The sequence below is a fragment of the Acinetobacter pittii genome (genome assembly GCF_034064985.1).
GTDB classification, from domain to species: domain Bacteria; phylum Pseudomonadota; class Gammaproteobacteria; order Pseudomonadales; family Moraxellaceae; genus Acinetobacter; species Acinetobacter pittii_H.
On record NZ_CP139249.1, the window covers coordinates 2,558,570 to 2,576,084 of the forward strand.

The 17,515-nt window shown below is 39.0% G+C and carries 17 protein-coding genes; 7 read left to right on the top strand and 10 right to left on the bottom strand.

What is annotated here, in order from left to right:
* Positions 1 to 149 precede the first annotated feature (149 nt).
* Entirely contained in the window at positions 150 to 713 is a 564-nt protein-coding gene (ahpC, locus tag SOI76_RS12210; protein WP_003652649.1) for an alkyl hydroperoxide reductase subunit C, read from the top strand.
* Positions 714 to 907: 194 nt separating this feature from the next.
* The gene (locus tag SOI76_RS12215) at positions 908 to 1,123 is read left to right on the top strand and encodes a KTSC domain-containing protein (RefSeq protein ID WP_005070287.1); all 216 of its coding nucleotides are present in this window, start codon (positions 908 to 910) and stop codon (positions 1,121 to 1,123) included.
* 65 nt (positions 1,124 to 1,188) lie between these two features.
* Here the strand turns inward: SOI76_RS12215 and mdmC are convergent, their stop codons facing one another.
* A complete protein-coding gene (gene mdmC / locus SOI76_RS12220) occupies positions 1,189 to 1,776 on the bottom strand; it encodes an O-methyltransferase (protein ID WP_104080184.1) in 588 nt (195 codons plus the stop codon).
* Positions 1,777 to 1,821: 45 nt separating this feature from the next.
* Positions 1,822 to 2,040, bottom strand: coding sequence for a DUF1653 domain-containing protein (locus SOI76_RS12225; RefSeq protein ID WP_069122663.1), 219 nt, complete (start codon positions 2,038 to 2,040; stop codon positions 1,822 to 1,824).
* Between the two features lie 256 nt (positions 2,041 to 2,296).
* Between SOI76_RS12225 and ahpF the strand changes: the two genes are divergently transcribed.
* Together ahpF and SOI76_RS12235 are read left to right on the top strand one after the other, a co-directional pair.
* Positions 2,297 to 3,862 carry an alkyl hydroperoxide reductase subunit F gene (gene ahpF / locus SOI76_RS12230; RefSeq protein ID WP_032006576.1) on the top strand — a complete coding sequence of 522 codons (1,566 nt, stop codon included), beginning with the start codon at positions 2,297 to 2,299 and terminating at the stop codon, positions 3,860 to 3,862.
* Positions 3,863 to 4,033: 171 nt separating this feature from the next.
* Entirely contained in the window at positions 4,034 to 4,378 is a 345-nt protein-coding gene (locus tag SOI76_RS12235) for a hypothetical protein (protein WP_057074217.1), read from the top strand.
* A gap of 60 nt (positions 4,379 to 4,438) precedes the next feature.
* On the opposite strand, the gene gstB is transcribed toward SOI76_RS12235, so the two are convergent.
* Positions 4,439 to 5,050 carry a glutathione binding-like protein gene (gene gstB / locus SOI76_RS12240; RefSeq protein WP_016141668.1) on the bottom strand — a complete coding sequence of 204 codons (612 nt, stop codon included), beginning with the start codon at positions 5,048 to 5,050 and terminating at the stop codon, positions 4,439 to 4,441.
* A gap of 207 nt (positions 5,051 to 5,257) precedes the next feature.
* Positions 5,258 to 7,696 (bottom strand): ExeM/NucH family extracellular endonuclease, encoded by a 2,439-nt coding sequence (locus SOI76_RS12245; RefSeq protein ID WP_104079464.1) that lies wholly within the window; start codon positions 7,694 to 7,696, stop codon positions 5,258 to 5,260.
* Between the two features lie 145 nt (positions 7,697 to 7,841).
* Between SOI76_RS12245 and trmB the strand changes: the two genes are divergently transcribed.
* Both trmB and yliJ read left to right on the top strand, forming a co-directional pair.
* Positions 7,842 to 8,558: a tRNA (guanosine(46)-N7)-methyltransferase TrmB gene (gene trmB / locus SOI76_RS12250; protein ID WP_104079463.1), complete on the top strand. Its 717-nt coding sequence runs from the start codon at positions 7,842 to 7,844 to the stop codon at positions 8,556 to 8,558.
* A 171-nt stretch (positions 8,559 to 8,729) separates the two neighbouring features.
* Positions 8,730 to 9,356 carry a glutathione S-transferase family protein gene (gene yliJ, locus SOI76_RS12255; protein WP_104079462.1) on the top strand — a complete coding sequence of 209 codons (627 nt, stop codon included), beginning with the start codon at positions 8,730 to 8,732 and terminating at the stop codon, positions 9,354 to 9,356.
* A gap of 14 nt (positions 9,357 to 9,370) precedes the next feature.
* Here yliJ and SOI76_RS12260 read toward each other — a convergent pair whose 3' ends face one another.
* The 5 genes from SOI76_RS12260 to SOI76_RS12280 form a co-directional block, all read right to left on the bottom strand.
* On the bottom strand, positions 9,371 to 10,150 hold the full coding sequence (locus tag SOI76_RS12260) for a Rossmann-like and DUF2520 domain-containing protein (protein WP_104079461.1): 780 nt from the start codon (positions 10,148 to 10,150) through the stop codon (positions 9,371 to 9,373).
* Positions 10,151 to 10,243: 93 nt separating this feature from the next.
* Complete coding sequence (locus SOI76_RS12265; protein ID WP_104079460.1) at positions 10,244 to 11,671, bottom strand: OmpA family protein; 1,428 nt, start codon at positions 11,669 to 11,671, stop codon at positions 10,244 to 10,246.
* A 213-nt stretch (positions 11,672 to 11,884) separates the two neighbouring features.
* Positions 11,885 to 13,120, bottom strand: a complete 1,236-nt coding sequence (gene pyrX / locus SOI76_RS12270) for a dihydroorotase (protein WP_205668399.1) — start codon at positions 13,118 to 13,120, stop codon at positions 11,885 to 11,887.
* A 12-nt stretch (positions 13,121 to 13,132) separates the two neighbouring features.
* Positions 13,133 to 14,149 carry an aspartate carbamoyltransferase catalytic subunit gene (pyrB, locus tag SOI76_RS12275; RefSeq protein ID WP_016141676.1) on the bottom strand — a complete coding sequence of 339 codons (1,017 nt, stop codon included), beginning with the start codon at positions 14,147 to 14,149 and terminating at the stop codon, positions 13,133 to 13,135.
* 124 nt (positions 14,150 to 14,273) lie between these two features.
* On the bottom strand, positions 14,274 to 14,618 hold the full coding sequence (locus SOI76_RS12280; RefSeq protein ID WP_104079458.1) for a hypothetical protein: 345 nt from the start codon (positions 14,616 to 14,618) through the stop codon (positions 14,274 to 14,276).
* Between the two features lie 239 nt (positions 14,619 to 14,857).
* On the opposite strand from SOI76_RS12280, the gene rlmKL reads away from it, so the two are divergent.
* A complete protein-coding gene (gene rlmKL / locus SOI76_RS12285; RefSeq protein WP_205668398.1) occupies positions 14,858 to 17,068 on the top strand; it encodes a bifunctional 23S rRNA (guanine(2069)-N(7))-methyltransferase RlmK/23S rRNA (guanine(2445)-N(2))-methyltransferase RlmL in 2,211 nt (736 codons plus the stop codon).
* A gap of 18 nt (positions 17,069 to 17,086) precedes the next feature.
* Here the strand turns inward: rlmKL and SOI76_RS12290 are convergent, their stop codons facing one another.
* A complete protein-coding gene (locus SOI76_RS12290) occupies positions 17,087 to 17,503 on the bottom strand; it encodes a hypothetical protein (protein WP_104079456.1) in 417 nt (138 codons plus the stop codon).
* Between the last annotated feature and the right edge of the window lie 12 nt (positions 17,504 to 17,515).

Here is a 17,515-nt window from a genome sequence, read left to right on the forward strand (position 1 = left end):
TGTTTGGGGACTTAAAAATCGTAAATTTATCACTTATTCGATTTTCCGATTTTAGTCATGTAAAAATACTATTTCCCCAATAAAGAATTTTTATTTATTCTAGATCTCGTAAACAAGTTTAAATATAAACCTCAATCATGGAGACAATGATGAGCTTGATTAATACTGAAGTTAAACCATTCCAAGCAACTGCTTACCACAACGGCCAATTTGTTGAAGTTAACGAAACTAACCTTAAAGGTAAATGGTCTGTTGTATTCTTCTATCCAGCTGACTTCACTTTCGTTTGTCCAACTGAACTTGGTGACTTAGCTGACAACTACGCTGAATTCCAAAAACTTGGTGTTGAAATTTATGCTGTATCTACTGATACACACTTCACTCACAAAGCTTGGCACGACACTTCTGAAGAAATCAAAAAAATCCAATACCCATTAGTTGGTGACCCAACTTGGACTCTTTCTAAAAACTTCGACGTTCTTATCGAGTCTGAAGGTTTAGCTGACCGTGGTACTTTCGTTATCGATCCAGAAGGTAAAATCCAAATCGTTGAACTCAACGCTGGTGGTATCGGCCGTGACGCATCTGAACTTCTTCGTAAAGTAAAAGCTGCTCAATACGTACACGCTCACCCAGGTGAAGTTTGCCCAGCTAAATGGAAAGAAGGCGAAGCAACTCTTGCTCCATCTATCGACCTAGTTGGTAAAATCTAATCTCTTATTAGATTTTAAAAACTCAAAGAACCATCCCTCATCGGATGGTTCTTTTGTTTTGAATAAGCACATCACATTTTCTACTGATACTTTTACAATTATGCCCTTCCCCATTACATGAAGTTTGAGTAATGTCGAATAAATAACCGATGTTTTTTGAGCTTAAGTCATATGAAATAAAAGGGGAAAAATTTATGGCGAATACTGTGGCAGTCACTTCATGGAAATACAATGCGACTTCACGTCATCTAAAAATATTTTATAGCGATGGTTCAGGTGAACTTTATCATCCTGTACCAGAATTTATTTATGACAACTTATTACGATCAACAGACAAAGCTGCTTTTGTACATAAATATTTAGAATTCGACTTACACTTTACTCGCCTATCTTTAGTGAATGCTTCATAACATAATGAAATAAGGCCTGCTTTGAACAGGCCTTTATGAATGAATAAATCATATTTTCAAATGGTTTATCTTGCCACCACAATACATAAACCAGCGCCTACGGGCAAAATACTACTCATAAAATTTTCATCTTTTTTAATTAAAGACAAGAATGAACTGACTTCAGCCGCATGTGAAATAACATTATCAATAATAAGTACGCCACCTTTTGGCTTCATCAGCCGTTTTAAATCTGGCCAATAACTCTCATAAGCAGGACGCTCAGCATCTAACAAAATAAAATCGAAAGTTTCCTGAGCTTCTTTTAAATAGTCGGCTGCATCTCCCACCCAAAAATCAACCAACTCATCTAATGCCAGTTCAGTCGCATGGCGTTTTGCCTCATTACTACGATTGGCATCAATTTCAAGCGTGGTTACTTTACCGTGAGTTGCTTGTGCCGCCTCGGCAAGCCATAAAGTAGAATAACCTGTTGAAGTCCCGATTTCTAAAATTGATTTGGCTTGCTGCATTCGAATAAATTGCGATAGCAGTTTTGCAGACTCAGCCTCAATATTGCGATACCTCAGCAAACGATCTGCCTGCTGGGCATCATGTCGTTTAAAGGTGTCATATAAATCGGCAACTCTTTGTAAGAAAAAAGTATTTGGCATATATTCACCCTTTAAAATCGTTATTTTATATGACAGCCGTTTGAGTTAAGTGCTTTGAATTAACTTAAAGCGCGGCACGAGACTTCCATCAGCCATTTGAACCGTTTCAGTAAACATATCTAGCGGACGTACCCAAGTTGAATAGTCACCATAAAGACACTGATAAACGACTAACTCTTCTTCAGTCTCGCTGTGTTTTGCCACAGAAAAAACTTGATAGAGATTACCTTTATAATGCTGATAAATGCCGCGTTGCAATGACATGAAAGTACCTTTTAATGTTATGACATAAAATCTTTACAGCCATATAACATATATAAATTTTTAAATACTTTCACTTTAAAACACTACAAAAGATAAAAAAGAATATTTTAGAGATAAATTATTGATCTTATTTATGAATGTTTTCAATAATTCAAAAAACCGATCAAATCTATAAAAACATACTGTTTTACCTATTCTGTGTTTTCACGTACTATGCATCTATTGAAAGAATTTGGATGCATTGGAGTAAAAACAGATGTTAGATCAAAACATTAAAACTCAATTAAAAGCTTACTTAGAACGTCTAGAAAGTCCAATCGAATTAGTTGCTGCTTTAGATGAATCAGATAAAGCGGCTCAAATTAAAGAGCTGGTAAGTGAAATCGCCGAGCTTTCTGACAAGGTGACTGCCCGTTTTGATGGCAACAATACACGCCGTCCAAGCTTTGGTGTGGCTAAAGCAGGTGAACAGCCTCGTGTGTTCTTTGCAGGCTTGCCAATGGGCCATGAGTTTACGTCTTTGATCTTGGCACTGTTACAGGTATCTGGTTATGCACCTAAAGTGTCTGATGAAGTACTTAACCAGATTAAAGGTTTAAACCTCAAAGCAAACTTTGATGTATTCGTATCGCTTAGCTGTCATAACTGTCCGGACGTGGTACAGGCGCTTAACCTGATTGCGATTTATAACCCGAACACCACAGCAACCATGATTGACGGTTCATTCTTCCAAGATGAAGTGGAACAACGCAAAATCATGGCTGTGCCGATGGTATTCCAAGACAACGAACACATTGGTCAAGGTCGTATGACCCTTGAAGAGATTGTAGCGAAACTTGATACCAACTCGGCTGAAAAAGATGCAGCAGTACTCAATGCTAAAGATGCATTTGATGTATTGGTGATTGGTGGTGGACCTGCAGGTGCAACAGCTGCAATTTATGCGGCACGTAAAGGCATTAATACCGGTATCGTGGCTGAACGCTTTGGTGGTCAGGTCATGGATACCATGGATATTGAAAACTTCACGTCTGTGCAAAAGACTCAAGGTCCTAAGTTTGCTGCCGAGATGGAAGCACATGTTCGTGAATATGATGTCGATATCATGAACCTGCAACGTGTCAGCAAAATCACAGGTGCCAACCAAACTGAAAATGGCTTGGTTGCGGTTGAACTTGAAAACGGTGCGAAACTTGAATCGAAAACTGTGATCCTTTCAACAGGGGCACGTTGGAGAGAAATGAATGTACCGGGTGAGCAAGAATACCGTACTCGTGGTGTCGCATACTGCCCACACTGTGATGGTCCGTTGTTCAAAGGTAAACGTGTTGCTGTGATTGGTGGTGGTAACTCAGGTGTTGAAGCTGCGATTGACCTTGCAGGTATTGTTGAACATGTAACTTTAGTTGAGTTCGATACCAAACTTCGTGCTGACCAAGTCTTGCAAAACAAATTGCATAGCTTGCCAAACACAACTGTGATTATGAATGCCTTAAGTACAGAAGTGTTAGGTGATGGTTCACAAGTGACTGGTCTTAAATATAAAGATCGTGCGACTGATGAAGAGCATGTGGTCGAGCTTGCAGGGATCTTTGTACAGATTGGTTTATTACCAAACACTGACTTCTTGAAAGACAGTGAAGTTGAGTTAACCAACCGTGGCGAGATCATTGTCAATGACCGCAACGAAACCAATGTGCAAGGTGTATTTGCTGCGGGTGACTGTACGACTGTACCTTACAAGCAAATCATTATTGCCACAGGTGAAGGCGCTAAAGCATCGCTCTCTGCGTTTGATTACATCATCCGTTCTGGGCAATAAAAACAGTCAAATCATTATTGTTTAGTTCAAGCCTAGCATTACAAAATGCTAGGCTTTTTTAATAATAGAGTTACAACTTCTTAACAATTTTCGATCTTTATTAATCATTTACTTTATGTTTATATTTTAGACATCCATATTTGGATGCCATGAATTAGAAGGAAAAACACAATGAATAAATTACTTGTTGCTTTAGGTCTTGCTGCGACTGTTGCCCTTGTTGGTTGTAATAAAGATAAAGCTCCAGAAACTGGCGCGACTACAGGTGAACATTTAGAAAATGCTGCTCAACAAGCAAGTGCTGATATTAAGTCTGCTGGTGATAAAGCTGCTGATGATATTGCAACTGCAACAGACAACGCTTCAGACAAAATTGATGCTGCTGCTGACCACGCTGCTGATGCAACCGCTGATGCTGCTGCGCAAACTGAAGCGACTGCTCGTAAGGCAACTGCTGATACAGCTCAAGCTGTGGAAAATACCGCTGCTGAAGTGAAAAAAGACGCTCAACACTAATCGTCTTTAGTATAAAAAAGCCCCTATTGATTAGGGGCTTTTTCATGACTTTAAAATCTATTATGAAATTAAGCCTTCATCACGCATCGCAATTTGTACAGATTGACGTTCTGCAACTTTATTACGTAATGCAATAATGTGCTTATATGGTGTTAAATCATGCTCAATTGAGTTTGACCAATTTGTTAAAACAAATAAATAAGCATCTGCTGGACCGAAATTATCATTTACTAAATAATCGTAATCAGATTCAGACAAATAATTATCGATATATTTTAAAAGACGATCAATTTCTGCATAAGCTTTGGTTTTTTCATCAGTGGTTAACGGCGCCCCAAAGAAGACTGCATAAGCATCATGTAATTCAGAGTTCAAATATCCCAACCACTCCAATACTTTCGCACGGCCCATCCCTGATGGCGGAATTAAATCCTGCTTAGGATCATGCTGAGCAAGGAAAGGTAAAATCGCAACATTTTCAGTTAACATTAAACCAGGGTTAATTTCTAATGCCGGTACATATCCCTTTGGATTAATTTCGTAATAGTCGGCGCCTTTTTCTGTTTTATGTGTTTTTAAATCTACTCGTTCTAAGTCAAAATCAACATTAATTTCATTTAAAATAATATGTGCAGCTAAAGAACATGCGCCTGGCGAATAATATAATTTCATATCTGATCCTTGTTATCTCATATTAACGTTTTAAATTGCTTCTAGAAAACCTGCAAGGTTTGCACAATTCCTTAATTGTAAAAAAGCGTAAACTTATAAAATACTTACACCTTCTAATATTCTTGAAAAATTTATTCCTTGCAAGTTGTCTTGCGTGACGATTGTTTAAAATATGATAAAACACATTTGCGTCACGCAACTTTTCCGTTAATTACGCTTAAAAAGCTGACTAAGCCAATTCATTAATTCAGTTAAGAAATCAAAAATACCGTTTTTCTTATCATCATCAGGCTGGCTTGAGTCTTTTCCATTTAAATCCAGATCAACAATTACAGGGTCATGATCTGAAGAACGATAAGCATCTTCACCATAGAACAATGTCTTTTGCTCATCAGTTTTATATTCTTCGTTGTAGTCTAAAGCTGTTGGCTCATCTGCATTGATATGCCATGCAAAGGTTCTGACCACTTTTGGATATAAAGAGGCATCGGCAATTGCATGGTCTAAGTTACCTGCTCCACCATTACCATTGGCATCACTCGCAACACCAAACACATAGCTATATGCCTGAGTACCCTGCCCTACCTTGGTGTCATTCAGCAAAACTTTGTAGTTTGCTTTTTCAAATGACAAAATAGGTTCTTCTTTTGCATAGCTGTTCATATCCCCGACAAGTAAAGCATTTTGCTTAGGCACTTGAGTTGGATTTTTTGCAAGCCACTGCACAATTTGATCAACTGCTTTCACACGAGTTGGGTTCCAACAACCTTGACCATCTTTTTGGTCTGCGTCAGTAGAGCTAGCATCCACCCCACTACAGCTTTTCGATTTCAAGTGATTTGGAATAACTGTAAACGTTTTATTACCGCGAACTGCTTGGAAACTTTGCGCCAATGTTGTTCGGTTCTTATCGCCTAAATCAAGTACAACAGGTTTATTTAAAGGTTTAACACGCTTGCTGTTATAAATAATAGCAACTGCGATTGCGTCACTACCTAAACGGTCTAAGTTTTCAGGAACAACGTATTTCCAATCACTACCTAAAGCACTGGTTAAATGAGCAATTGCACTCTTCGGACCATAACCATTGTTCGCAATTTCCATTAAACCGTAGACATCAGCATCAATTGCTTTGAGTGCACTCACAATTTTACGGTGCTGTTTATCAAACTCAGCTTGTGTTGTTGCACCACGCTCTGTTGGGAAACCAGTTGCACCATTGTCATAGTTCAAAACGTTAAATGAAGCTACGCGAATGTGATTAGCATTTTTGGTAATGACATTTTGACGCGGGTTTGTTTGAGTAATCACTTCAGGCTGATTACGTCCAAGCACTGGTTGCACACGCCAACCATTAAAACGATATTCCAAAATACCTTCAGCATTTTTAAGTTGATAACCCGAACGTAACGTATTGGCAGCACTAAAATTTGTCGGTAACCATGGGGTACGGTTTTGATTGTTATAGCCGTCGTCAAAAATAATTTTCGACAATAAATTTTTCTGAGCAAGAGCTTTGGCTTCAGGAGATAACGCTGGATATAAATTGGTTGGAATATATAAGCGGCCTAAGCTTAGAGATAATTCACCATAACGGCCATAATTGTAATTCTCGCTCACGGTTAAAGTCTGAGGTAATTTAACCAACATACCTTGATAACGCTGCGGAGAATGGGTTGAACCACCTGTTAAGCTAGCAAATGGAAGTTCGAGGCTAATCGGCTGCACCTGATTTGCCATATTGCTATTACAAGTTTGAATATCTTGTTGTAATTGATCTAATTGCAACTGGTTTTGATAAGTTGTTAAACGACCTCGCAAAATAACTTCATCGCCAACTTGCCCACCTTTTACCGCACTACTATTTGGAATATAAACAAAAATAGCATTGCTGACATTTGTACGTGCTTTCGTATCTGGTGTCTGAACATAAAAACCAGAGAAACCATTGGCATAACGATAGTCGGCAGTAATCACCCCACGTACGGTATAAGTCTGGTTTTGTGCTGCGGTTGATAGATCAGCAATTGGTGTATCCGAGCTTGAACAACTTACTGATTCAACAGGAAGCTGAGTTGTAGAACTTGATAAATTTGAAAAGTCATTTCGATTTGTCCAAGCTGACCATGAACGGTCCAAATCAAATGTAGCGGTTGCATCAATACTTAAAGCTGGGTTCTCAGTTTCAATACGCTTAAAACTATTTCCCAAGCTCGAAACGGCTGTTCCCCATCCTGCTTCTGGTCGCTCACCAATACGCCCAAAACGGTCTACAGGTGTGCCTTTATAAACGAGTACAACGGCATCATCACCATTAAAAGATAATGCAGCGACCTGATTGACCTTACTACCAAGTTCAGCTTGTAACTCAGAACGACCTACTAAAAACTTCTGCTTACTGGTTAACGATCCTTGTAAACGGAAAGTCGCTGTTTTTGCTGTACCGCCATTATTAAATTGTTGAATTTCATAGTCGGCTAAATTAACTGTAGTCCCATCTGGATTATAAATTTCCAAACCTTTGCGGTTACTACTGCCGTCAACATATTGACTAAACATGAGCTGTGCTTGTGCCCAAGGACTATATGTAAAAGCACCAAGTGCCCCTAATAGCACAGAAAGTGTGCGTAATTGAAAAGTTTTCATGAGTAAATATGTTCATTTGAAATTTATATAGATTCTTAGATTAAATATTGAACATGACATCTACATGAAGAAAAACACCGAAACATTTGACTTGACCACATGAAGACTTAAAATACCGCATTTGAATTTCAATATTGCCAAGGTTATGTCGATCGATCAGTTAGAAACGCAAATTGCAGACTTAGACAATTTGCCTGAACACCGTGAAATTGTGACGTTTATGCGTCGTTCAGCACCACTTAATACGTCTCAACGCACGGCATTAGAACAACATCGCGATTTAATTTTGGAATATCCTGTTGGTGACTTACGCCAACACTTCGAACATCCAGAACGTCCTTTAACTGTTGAAATCGGTTTTGGTATGGGTCGTTCATTAGTGCTTATGGCAAAAGCGAACCCTGAACGCAACTATGTGGGTATTGAAGTTCACGTACCTGGTATTGCTCAGTGTCTTTATGAAGCAGGTATAGCAGAAGTTAAAAACTTACGTGTACTTGATGCAGACGCGATTCAGGTTTTACGTGAAATGCCAAACAACAGCATTAACTGCGTACAACTTTACTTCCCAGACCCATGGCAAAAGAAACGTCATTTCAAACGTCGTTTTGTTATTCACGAGCGTATGCAATTGGTTGAACAAAAACTTGAGCTCGGTGGTACATTCCACGCAGCAACAGACTGGGAACCGTATGCTGAGTGGATGTTAGATGTTTTAGACAACCGTCCAAACCTTGAAAACTTGGCAGGTAAAGGTAACAGCTACCCACGTCCAGACTGGCGCCCAGTGACTAAGTTTGAACGCCGTGGCATTGAGTCAGGTCATAAAATTAATGACTTTATCTTTAAGAAGATAAAGTAAGAAACAGGGCTTAGTAACAAACTAGGCCCTTTTCATTTCAATATTAAAAATTAAATAAACTTATAATTTATCTTGTCCATTTTTCTGGCTAAATAATGATTGCCAATTGAACTCAATCTAGCTATTTATAGAGACTGGTACTTGCCATACTAAAAATACTAAGGACAACACATGTTAAAAATTTTAGGGCGTGATAATTCCATTAATGTTCGCAAAGTCTTATGGCTGTGTGAAGAACTAAATCTTGAATATGAAAGAGAAGATTGGGGTCGAGGCTTTCGCTCTGCTCAATCACCTGAATATTTACAATTAAATCCAAATGGTCAAATTCCTGTTGTTATAGATGGCGATTTAGTCCTTTGGCAATCCAACAGTATTATCCGTTATTTGGCAAATGCTTACGATAAAGAACATCAGCTTTACCCTACTCAAGCAAAAGAAAGATTTTTTGTTGACCAATGGATTGATTGGCAAGCGATCGAGCTGAATAACAGCTGGACTTATACAATTATGTCTCTGTTGAGACATTCACCAGATCATCAAGATCCAAACTTATTACAACAAGGTATTGATGACTGGAATCATCATATGCAGATTCTCGATCAACAACTAGCAAAAACTCAAGCCTATGTTGCTGGTTCACAATTTAGCTTAGCTGATATTCCAATTGGTCTATCTGTACAGCGCTGGAAGGCTACTCCTTTTGACCATCCAACACTTAAGCATGTCGATCAATATTTTGAACTGTTAAATCAACGTGCAGGCTTCTTAAAATGGGGTAATAACGGCGAACCTTAATTTTTGAATAAACTTTAGTCCGAGTGATGGCGTTTCAAAATGCCATCACTTAAAAGTTGATACACCTGTTTTAAATCAATTCGATTTGCTTGAGCCAATAAGTCTTGATGCATTGCCAAGATATTCTGATCTCCCCTTACCGCAGGCCCAGTTTGCATTTGCTTTGGATCATTTTCAGTCGCTTTTTTTGCTGTTTCTATAATTAAAGGATAGAGCAAACTAAAGTCGACCTGTTCTTTATCTACTACCTGCTTTGCCATATCAAAACAATAGTTACTAAAATTACAGGCAAATACTGCTGCTAAATGCAAAGTTAAACGCTGTTTTGACGTGTATTGATATACCCTCTTACTTAGGCTATTTGCTAAATTTAAAAGTAGTTTTTGATCGGCATCTGTTACCGCTTCAACAAATAATGGTGTGGCTTGCCAATCGACGTCTCTTTCAAAGCTAAATGTCTGTAATGGATAAAATACCCCTGCTTTTTTATGCACATGACTGATAACTTCAATATCTGTGCTACCAGAGGTGTGAACCATAAGTGTTTCAGGAAGCAATTCATGAATCTGCTTTGCAAGCTCTGCAATCGCGCTATCTGAAACCGCTAAAATGATAAGATCAGTCTGTTGAAATTCTCGAAGAGACTGACAGGCTTTTGCTTGGATTTTCTCTGCAAATTTCTGGGTCTTCTCAAAATCACGCGCATAGACTTGTACGATGTGATGACCTTGAGCCAAAAGTACTTTTGCCAAATGAAAGGCAACTCGCCCACTTCCCACCAAACTGATTTTCATATCAATCCAACACTATTTGTTTCAACAAAAAAGCTTCTCAAAATGAGAAGCTTTTTTCAAATTAAAATAACTAATTTTTAATTCATCAGAGCATTATTGAGCTACTGAAAACTCGATACGACGGTTTTTAAAACGTCCTTCTTCTGTCGTGTTCTCTGCAACTGGTTGATCAGAGCCATGACCTTGTGCAACTAATTTAGACCCGTCTACACCTTTAGATGTTAAATAGTCGACTACTGCTTGAGCACGGCGTTGTGATAAAGCTTTATTTGCTGCTGCATTACCCGTCGAGTCAGTGTGACCACCCACATTTAATTTCACACCGCTTACTTTATTTAAGAGTGTTGCAGCTTGATCAAGAATGGCTTTGTTGTCTGCTGGAATATCGCTTGAGCCACTCGCAAAGTTAATGATTTGCAAGTTAAGTGCTTTTACTAATGCATTTACATCGACATTATTCGGGTCAATTGAGCCCAAAGCAGTTTGCGAAGCAGTTAAGCTATTACTTACAGACTGTTCAGCTGTTTCTGGTGCTGTAGAAACGACTTCAGTGTGAGGAACAAGTGCTTTTACTTTTGAGGTTAATGCTGCTAACGCTGCTGCATCACCTGCTTTCAAAGTAATTTTGTCACCTATCCATTCTAAAGATGCATTTGGAACACCTTTTAATGCACCAAGTACACCCGCAAGCGCATCTTTGTCTGTAAATCCAGCCGCATAAGTTTGACTAGTATCCACATTACAATCTTGAGTTGATGAGAAAACTTGCTTAACTTGGGTTTGTAGTGTTGCTAAGAATCCTTGATCACCAATACCTGCCTGACACTGGCTCACAGCACCTTTATCATCTGTACTTAAGGTTAAACTCGCAGGCGCGGCTGCAGTAGTAGCTTCAACACCGCTGGCAGCCGTAGGTTCAGGTGCTGGTACAGCTTCTTTATGCTGACAAGAACGCCATAACCAAGCAATGATAAGACCCAAAATAATTAAGGCAATAATAGGGAGGAACCCACGAGATTTGCCTGTTTTTTCACTGGCTGCAGCTAATGGTGGGGCTGCTGAAGTTGCATGTGGAACTGAAGATAAACCTGCACCAAGTCCTAAAGGAGCTAATAGACCTACTGCCCATCCCGGTAAATGCGAACGAATAGTATCTGCATGCTGACGTAAATAATTCACAATACTCTGTTGATCATTTCCGGCAACATCCGAAATTGCATTAAGGCTAGGTTTAATTGCACTGTTGAGTGTGCTTTCGATTTCATTATTTGGTGCTGTACCACTTAAATGAGTCAGTACAGTATTCTTGATTTGATCATTATGAGAAAAAAGGTCTGATAACGAAGGAGCCAAACTGTTTTTTAATTGTCCAATAAGATCAGGTTTAGCAGCTAATAATGAAAGTAAAATTGGATAAAACTTAGATAAAGCATTCGACTTTTCGCCTAGGTATCCGTCCTGGTTATTTAATAATGTTGTTGATACTTTTTCTTTAAGCAGTTCTATAGGGTTTATCGACATTGATTATTCTCCCGAATCTTATAAGTCGTAACCAGCAACTTTTGATTATTCAAATACTTCTCTTTGCTGATAGTTTTTTATTCTAATCCGTGCTCAATCTTTTGTTGTTTTTTAAATAATTTATATACAAATTACCATCTATTATTTACAAAACAGGTAGACCTCATTGATCTACCTGTTTATATTTTAAATTTACTTTAACTAAGCGTTTGATCAGTTAGCAAAAGTTTGAAGTACTTTACCCGTAAGGTCTTGACCCAATAATGGGGTGTTTTTTCCTTGTGATAAAATAGTTTCTTTGCTTACCGTCCAGCTTAATTCAGGATCTACTAATACCCATCCTGCTTCATCTTTCCAACGCGTAGTCATATTAGCAACCTGCGCAGGCACGCTGGTCACTTTTTCAACCCACTCTAAAGGTTCGAATAAACCTTCATTAATAAGCTGAATACCTAAAGATACATAGGTATCAAAAGCGGTAATGCCCGGTTGAGTTTCAGCAAACGGCGCCATTTTGGCAGAACTGCTTAAAGGCTCATGATGCGTACAAATCGCATCAATCACGCCTTCTTTTAAGCCTTGACGTAAAAGTTCTTTATCTTGCTCAGAACGCAATGGTGGACGGACATGCGCAAGTGAATTGAAACCATCAGTTAAGTGTTCAGTTAAATGCAACTGATGCATTGCGACATCGGCAGTCACAGGTAAACCTTTTGCTTTAGCTGCGCGAATTAATTCAACCGATGCACCGCAAGATAACAAACCAAAGTGAGCTTTTACGCCAGTTGCTTCAATCATAAGCAGATACTTTGCAATCGCTACAGTTTCAGCAATTGCCGGAATCATCGGCAAACCTTGGCGAGAAGCAATAAAGCCTTCGTGTGCACATCCATCTTTAGCAATCTGTGGCTCTTCAGCATAAAACACAACCGTTAGACCAAGACCCGCTGCATATTCCAAAGTACGAATAACTACATCGTCATTTTCAAAAGCAGCATTCGCATTAGAAACAGCAGTACAACCACCTTTTTTCAGGCCAGCCATGTTTGCTGGTTGCTTACCATTTAAACCTTGGGTTTGAGCACCAATAATATGCATGTGAATGCCCCCATCATGCCATGCCTTTTCAATCAAGCCATGAATGAGAGCACCGTTGTCTTGTACAATCGGCTTTGAATCAGGTGGTGTAATAACATGCAAAATACCATTGGCACGTGCTGCCTTACCTTCTGATTTCAATGTTCCGTGTTGCTGTTGACCCGGTTCACGCAAACGCGCGCATAAATCAACCATGGTTGGCATTAACCATTTACCTTGGCCGTCAATGGTTTGCTCAACTTGCTCTACTGGAGCAACCAACTTGCCATTTTCAATATATACAGTTTGTACGCTGTCTGTTTTTTGGATTGGGTCTAACACACGTACATTTTCAATTTTTACAATACTCATGTGATCCATTCCTTACAACGTAATCGCTTCAATTAAACCTTGCTCTTGGAGTTGGCCTTGCATTGATAACGCCAATACCGCCATACGAACTGCAATACCATTGGTCACTTGTTTCAAAATAACCGACTGGTCTCCATCAGCAACACTTGAATCAATTTCTACACCACGATTCATTGGTCCCGGGTGCATTACAATACAATCCGGTTTAGCTAAACCAAGACGTTCTTTGTTTAAGCCATACATTCTGTAGAATTCAGACTGTGAAGATAATGCTGGTGAGTCAATACGCTCATTTTGAATACGTAAAGCAATAATCACATCACAATCTGCAATCCCAGCATCCATGTTGTTGAATAAGCGAACATGCTCGCCATATTCAGAAAAGCCCACTGGCAATAATGTATTCGGTGCAATCACACGAATATCTTTACAGCCCAATGTTTGCAGTGCAGCCACATCTGAACGTGCAACACGAGAGTGTTTAATGTCACCAATAATGGCAACGCTTAAATCTTCAAATGGTTTTTTAGTTTCACGGCGAATCGTCAGCATATCGAGCATCGCTTGCGTTGGATGTGCATGACGGCCATCCCCTGCATTAATAATTGCGACTTTTGGACATACATCTTTAGCAATGAAATGTGCAGCACCCGAAGATGAATGGCGAACAACAAAAATATCCGCTGCCATTGCTTCAAGATTCCAGAGCGTATCGCGCAGGGTTTCACCTTTTGAAGTACTTGAACGTGCAATATCAATGTTCAGTACATTAGCAGACAAACGTTTTGCTGCTGCTTCAAAAGTAGTACGGGTACGTGTGGAGTTTTCAAAGAAGAGATTCATAACCGTCAATCCCTCTAAGAGCGGACGGTTAATTAAATTATTATTATCATCTAAAAAGCTTTGTGCGGTATCTAAAATCTTGGTGAGGTTTTCTTTTGAAAGTCCCTCAATCGTTAAAAAATGTTTTAAATTTCCGTCTTGATTGAGCTGAACCTGGCTCGGTTGATGCAACGCTGCAATATGCATAATGGATTCCTATGGGTCGAATCGCGAAAACGTGCATAGTGTAGCTGAATTCCGCCCTTTTCGCAGAAGAACTTTACAGAATAAGGCCCTAAATTGACCAGAAAATTTAGAACCTTATTAGCAATTACCTTAATGCACCAATGTAATGGTGCGGAACTTGTGCCCGATAAATATCCTCGGCGGTAATTTCCGACTCTTCTTCGACTTTCCCAACAGCAATTTTTTCTTTTTGAGAAGGCTCAGATATTGTATCAACCAACGATTTCAATCGCTCTACACATTGTTTTAATTCGTCATCTTCAGTTTCTAGTGCAAGCGCAATGACATATTTTGCATAATCTTTATTTTGAACCATGTACATTGCATCGATTACCCGCCCCGTCACTCTACGCATGCGCACATAAATTTGGGTAGATAGTGTGAAAGCTTCTGCATTTGCTATAAAACCATTCCCCATCATGTCTTTCATTTATAATTACCCCATCAATTTAAAATAATAAAATGGTTAAAAACTGGCTATGTTTGTTAATTAAATAACCATTGATAGGATAGAGTTAGCAAAATACATACCACTTTTACTGTATTAATTATTAAAAATCAGTTTATTGGTTAGATTATGCTAGGTTGCAATAATTTAAAAACCTTTACACATCAAAATAAGTTAAACTTTGCATCGTTAATATTTATATGTTTTGGTCAATCGAGTTTATGAATACCTCTTTACGTTTAAACCACTATTGGATTACTTGTGCTGATGGTTTAGAAGCCCTCTTACAAGAAGAAATAGAACAGCTTGGCACCAAAGTGACAGAACGTAAAGCAGGACGTTTAATCATTGAAGGGACGCTTGAACATGCTTACCGCATCTGTATGTGGTCGCGTCTTGCTTCTCGTGTTTTACTGCCTATTCATACTTATGAACTCGAACATACACATGATGCACGTGATGTAGCAGAAGAGCTTTATGAAGGTGCGATTAGCTTTGACTGGTCACTTATTTTTGCACCACAAAGTACCTTCGCTATTCGCTTACATGCAGAACGTGAAATTAAGGTTAACACTCAATTTGCAACGCTTAGAGCAAAAGATGGTGTAGTTGATTCCTTTATGGAAGCTGTAGGTCGTCGTCCGAGCATTGATACTAAACAACCAGAAATTACGCTCTATGTTTTAGCAGGTAAAACTGAACATACCTATTGCCTAGATTTGTCTGGTGATTCATTACATAAACGTGGTTACCGTCGTTATATGACGGATGCACCAATTAAAGAAAACCTTGCTGCGGCAATCTTACAAAAAGCTCAGCTTCAACAGCGTAAGCCAGAGATTGTGCTCGACCCGATGTGTGGTTCAGGTACATTTATTATTGAAGCATTAATGATTTTAACTGACCGTGCGCCAGGACTGGTTCGCCGTTTTGGCTTTAATGGCTGGCATGGTCATGACCGCGAACTTTGGCTTTCACTTAAAGCTGAAGCAGCAGAACGTCATGAAAAGGCGCTTGAATTACCTTTACCTAAATTTTATGCCTACGATGCGGACTGGGAGGCTGTAAAAGCCACTCGTGAAAATATTATTGCGGCAGGCTTTGAAAAACAGTTAGGCCAATTTCAAATTGAAGAACGGACTTTAGCTGACTGGCCTGATTTTTTAGCTGAAGGCAAAACTGCATTTATTGTGACTAATCCTCCATATGGTGAACGTTTAGGTGATAAAGCATCTAACCGCTCTCTTTACTTAGGTCTATCTGCACTTCTACAAAAACATTTCCCAAATCAATATGCAGCTATTATTGCAGCTCAAATTGAACAAGCCGATGTTTTAGCGTTTGAAGCACCTGAAACCTTACGTTTAATGAATGGTAAGTTACCAATTTACATTCGTTTTGGTTCAATTAAGCCTGAAAAAGTAACTCAGCCATTCTTAGCAACTTGGCAAGCTCAACCTATTGAAATGGAAGAAGCTCAAGACTTTGCTAACCGTTTGCAAAAAAATATGACTGCCTTGAAAAAATGGGCAACGAAAGAAAATGTTTATTGCTTACGTTTGTATGATGCAGACTTACCTGACTTTAATGTCGCTGTTGACTTATACGGCGATCGCTTACACGTTCAGGAATATGCACCACCAAAAACAATTGATCCTGAAAAAGCAAAAAAACGTTTTAATTTAGCACTCGCTGCAATTCGTGCTGTTACCGGTTTAAACCGCGATGCCATTTTTATTAAGACACGTGCGCGCCAAACAGGTACTAATCAATATACGAAACAAAGCACAGCTTCAAAACGTTTTATCGTTCAGGAAGGGAAAGCTAAAATTTTAGTGAACCTGACAGATTACCTAGATACAGGCTTATTCCTTGACCACCGTCAAATGCGTTTACGTATTGCTCAAGAAGCTCGTGGTAAGCACTTCTTGAACTTATATAGTTACACGTCTACAGCAAGCTTACATGCTGCTTTAGGCGGGGCTGCAAGTACGACAAGTGTAGACTTATCTAACACCTACTTAAGCTGGTCAAAAGAAAACTTCGTTTTAAATGGCCTGACTGTAGATCATGCAGATGAACAGCACATGTTCTTTGCGAGTGACTGTTTTGAATGGTTAAAAGAAGGTCATGAACAATACGATCTTATTTTTATTGATCCACCGACATTCTCAAACTCTAAAAAGTTCTACGGTACTTTCGACGTCCAACGCGACCATGTTTCACTCATTAAACGTGCAATGAACCGTCTAAACAGTGAAGGAACGCTCTATTTCTCAAACAACTATCGTGGTTTTGAAATGGACGAAGAGATCGAAGCTATTTTTCAGGTTGAAGAAATCACTTCTGAAACCATTGGCCCTGATTTTAAACGTAATCAAAAAATCCACCGTGCATGGAAAATCCAGCATCCTGGCCTAGATCAATATTAATAAGACTAGAGGTTATTATTACTTCACGGTAATAATAACCTCACCATGAACATTTTTTGATTCAAAATCATATTTGGTAAATCGGTCTGCTCTTTCCGGTAACGCAATCATTTCCAGTTTCTTCTTTTCTTTACTATCTAGCACATGATTTTGTTTTTGTTCTTGATACGGAGAAAGTACGCTCGTTCTAAGCGCATCCCATCGAACTTGTTGTAAATAGTTATCGCCCAATGCCTGACGTGCTTGTTGTTGTTCTACTATAGGTTTCTTAGCATCATCTTGAGCTTTCGCAATAATTACAGGTAAAGCTGCATTCACCGCTCCAGTCTGTGTCGCTAATGCCCCTTCACTTAGAGGCTGCGCTGCCAAAACATTAATTGGTATCAGCGTAATAAGGCCTAAAACGCACAGCGAAAATCCTTGTTTATTGTTCATCGCATCTATCCT

What these genes read in the sequence shown, in the direction of transcription:
- SOI76_RS12260 (WP_104079461.1), bottom strand. Translation starts at nt 10,150, where the DNA reads ATGAAAATCAGTTTGGTGGGAAGTGGGCGAGTTGCCTTTCATTTGGCA.
- ahpF (WP_032006576.1), top strand. Translation starts at nt 2,297, where the DNA reads ATGTTAGATCAAAACATTAAAACTCAATTAAAAGCTTACTTAGAACGT.
- trmB (WP_104079463.1), top strand. Translation starts at nt 7,842, where the DNA reads ATGTCGATCGATCAGTTAGAAACGCAAATTGCAGACTTAGACAATTTG.
- pyrX (WP_205668399.1), bottom strand. Translation starts at nt 13,120, where the DNA reads ATGAGTATTGTAAAAATTGAAAATGTACGTGTGTTAGACCCAATCCAA.
- gstB (WP_016141668.1), bottom strand. Translation starts at nt 5,050, where the DNA reads ATGAAATTATATTATTCGCCAGGCGCATGTTCTTTAGCTGCACATATT.
- yliJ (WP_104079462.1), top strand. Translation starts at nt 8,730, where the DNA reads ATGTTAAAAATTTTAGGGCGTGATAATTCCATTAATGTTCGCAAAGTC.
- SOI76_RS12235 (WP_057074217.1), top strand. Translation starts at nt 4,034, where the DNA reads ATGAATAAATTACTTGTTGCTTTAGGTCTTGCTGCGACTGTTGCCCTT.
- pyrB (WP_016141676.1), bottom strand. Translation starts at nt 14,149, where the DNA reads ATGCATATTGCAGCGTTGCATCAACCGAGCCAGGTTCAGCTCAATCAA.
- SOI76_RS12215 (WP_005070287.1), top strand. Translation starts at nt 908, where the DNA reads ATGGCGAATACTGTGGCAGTCACTTCATGGAAATACAATGCGACTTCA.
- SOI76_RS12265 (WP_104079460.1), bottom strand. Translation starts at nt 11,671, where the DNA reads ATGTCGATAAACCCTATAGAACTGCTTAAAGAAAAAGTATCAACAACA.
- ahpC (WP_003652649.1), top strand. Translation starts at nt 150, where the DNA reads ATGAGCTTGATTAATACTGAAGTTAAACCATTCCAAGCAACTGCTTAC.
- rlmKL (WP_205668398.1), top strand. Translation starts at nt 14,858, where the DNA reads ATGAATACCTCTTTACGTTTAAACCACTATTGGATTACTTGTGCTGAT.
- SOI76_RS12280 (WP_104079458.1), bottom strand. Translation starts at nt 14,618, where the DNA reads ATGAAAGACATGATGGGGAATGGTTTTATAGCAAATGCAGAAGCTTTC.
- mdmC (WP_104080184.1), bottom strand. Translation starts at nt 1,776, where the DNA reads ATGCCAAATACTTTTTTCTTACAAAGAGTTGCCGATTTATATGACACC.
- SOI76_RS12245 (WP_104079464.1), bottom strand. Translation starts at nt 7,696, where the DNA reads ATGAAAACTTTTCAATTACGCACACTTTCTGTGCTATTAGGGGCACTT.
- SOI76_RS12225 (WP_069122663.1), bottom strand. Translation starts at nt 2,040, where the DNA reads ATGTCATTGCAACGCGGCATTTATCAGCATTATAAAGGTAATCTCTAT.
- SOI76_RS12290 (WP_104079456.1), bottom strand. Translation starts at nt 17,503, where the DNA reads ATGAACAATAAACAAGGATTTTCGCTGTGCGTTTTAGGCCTTATTACG.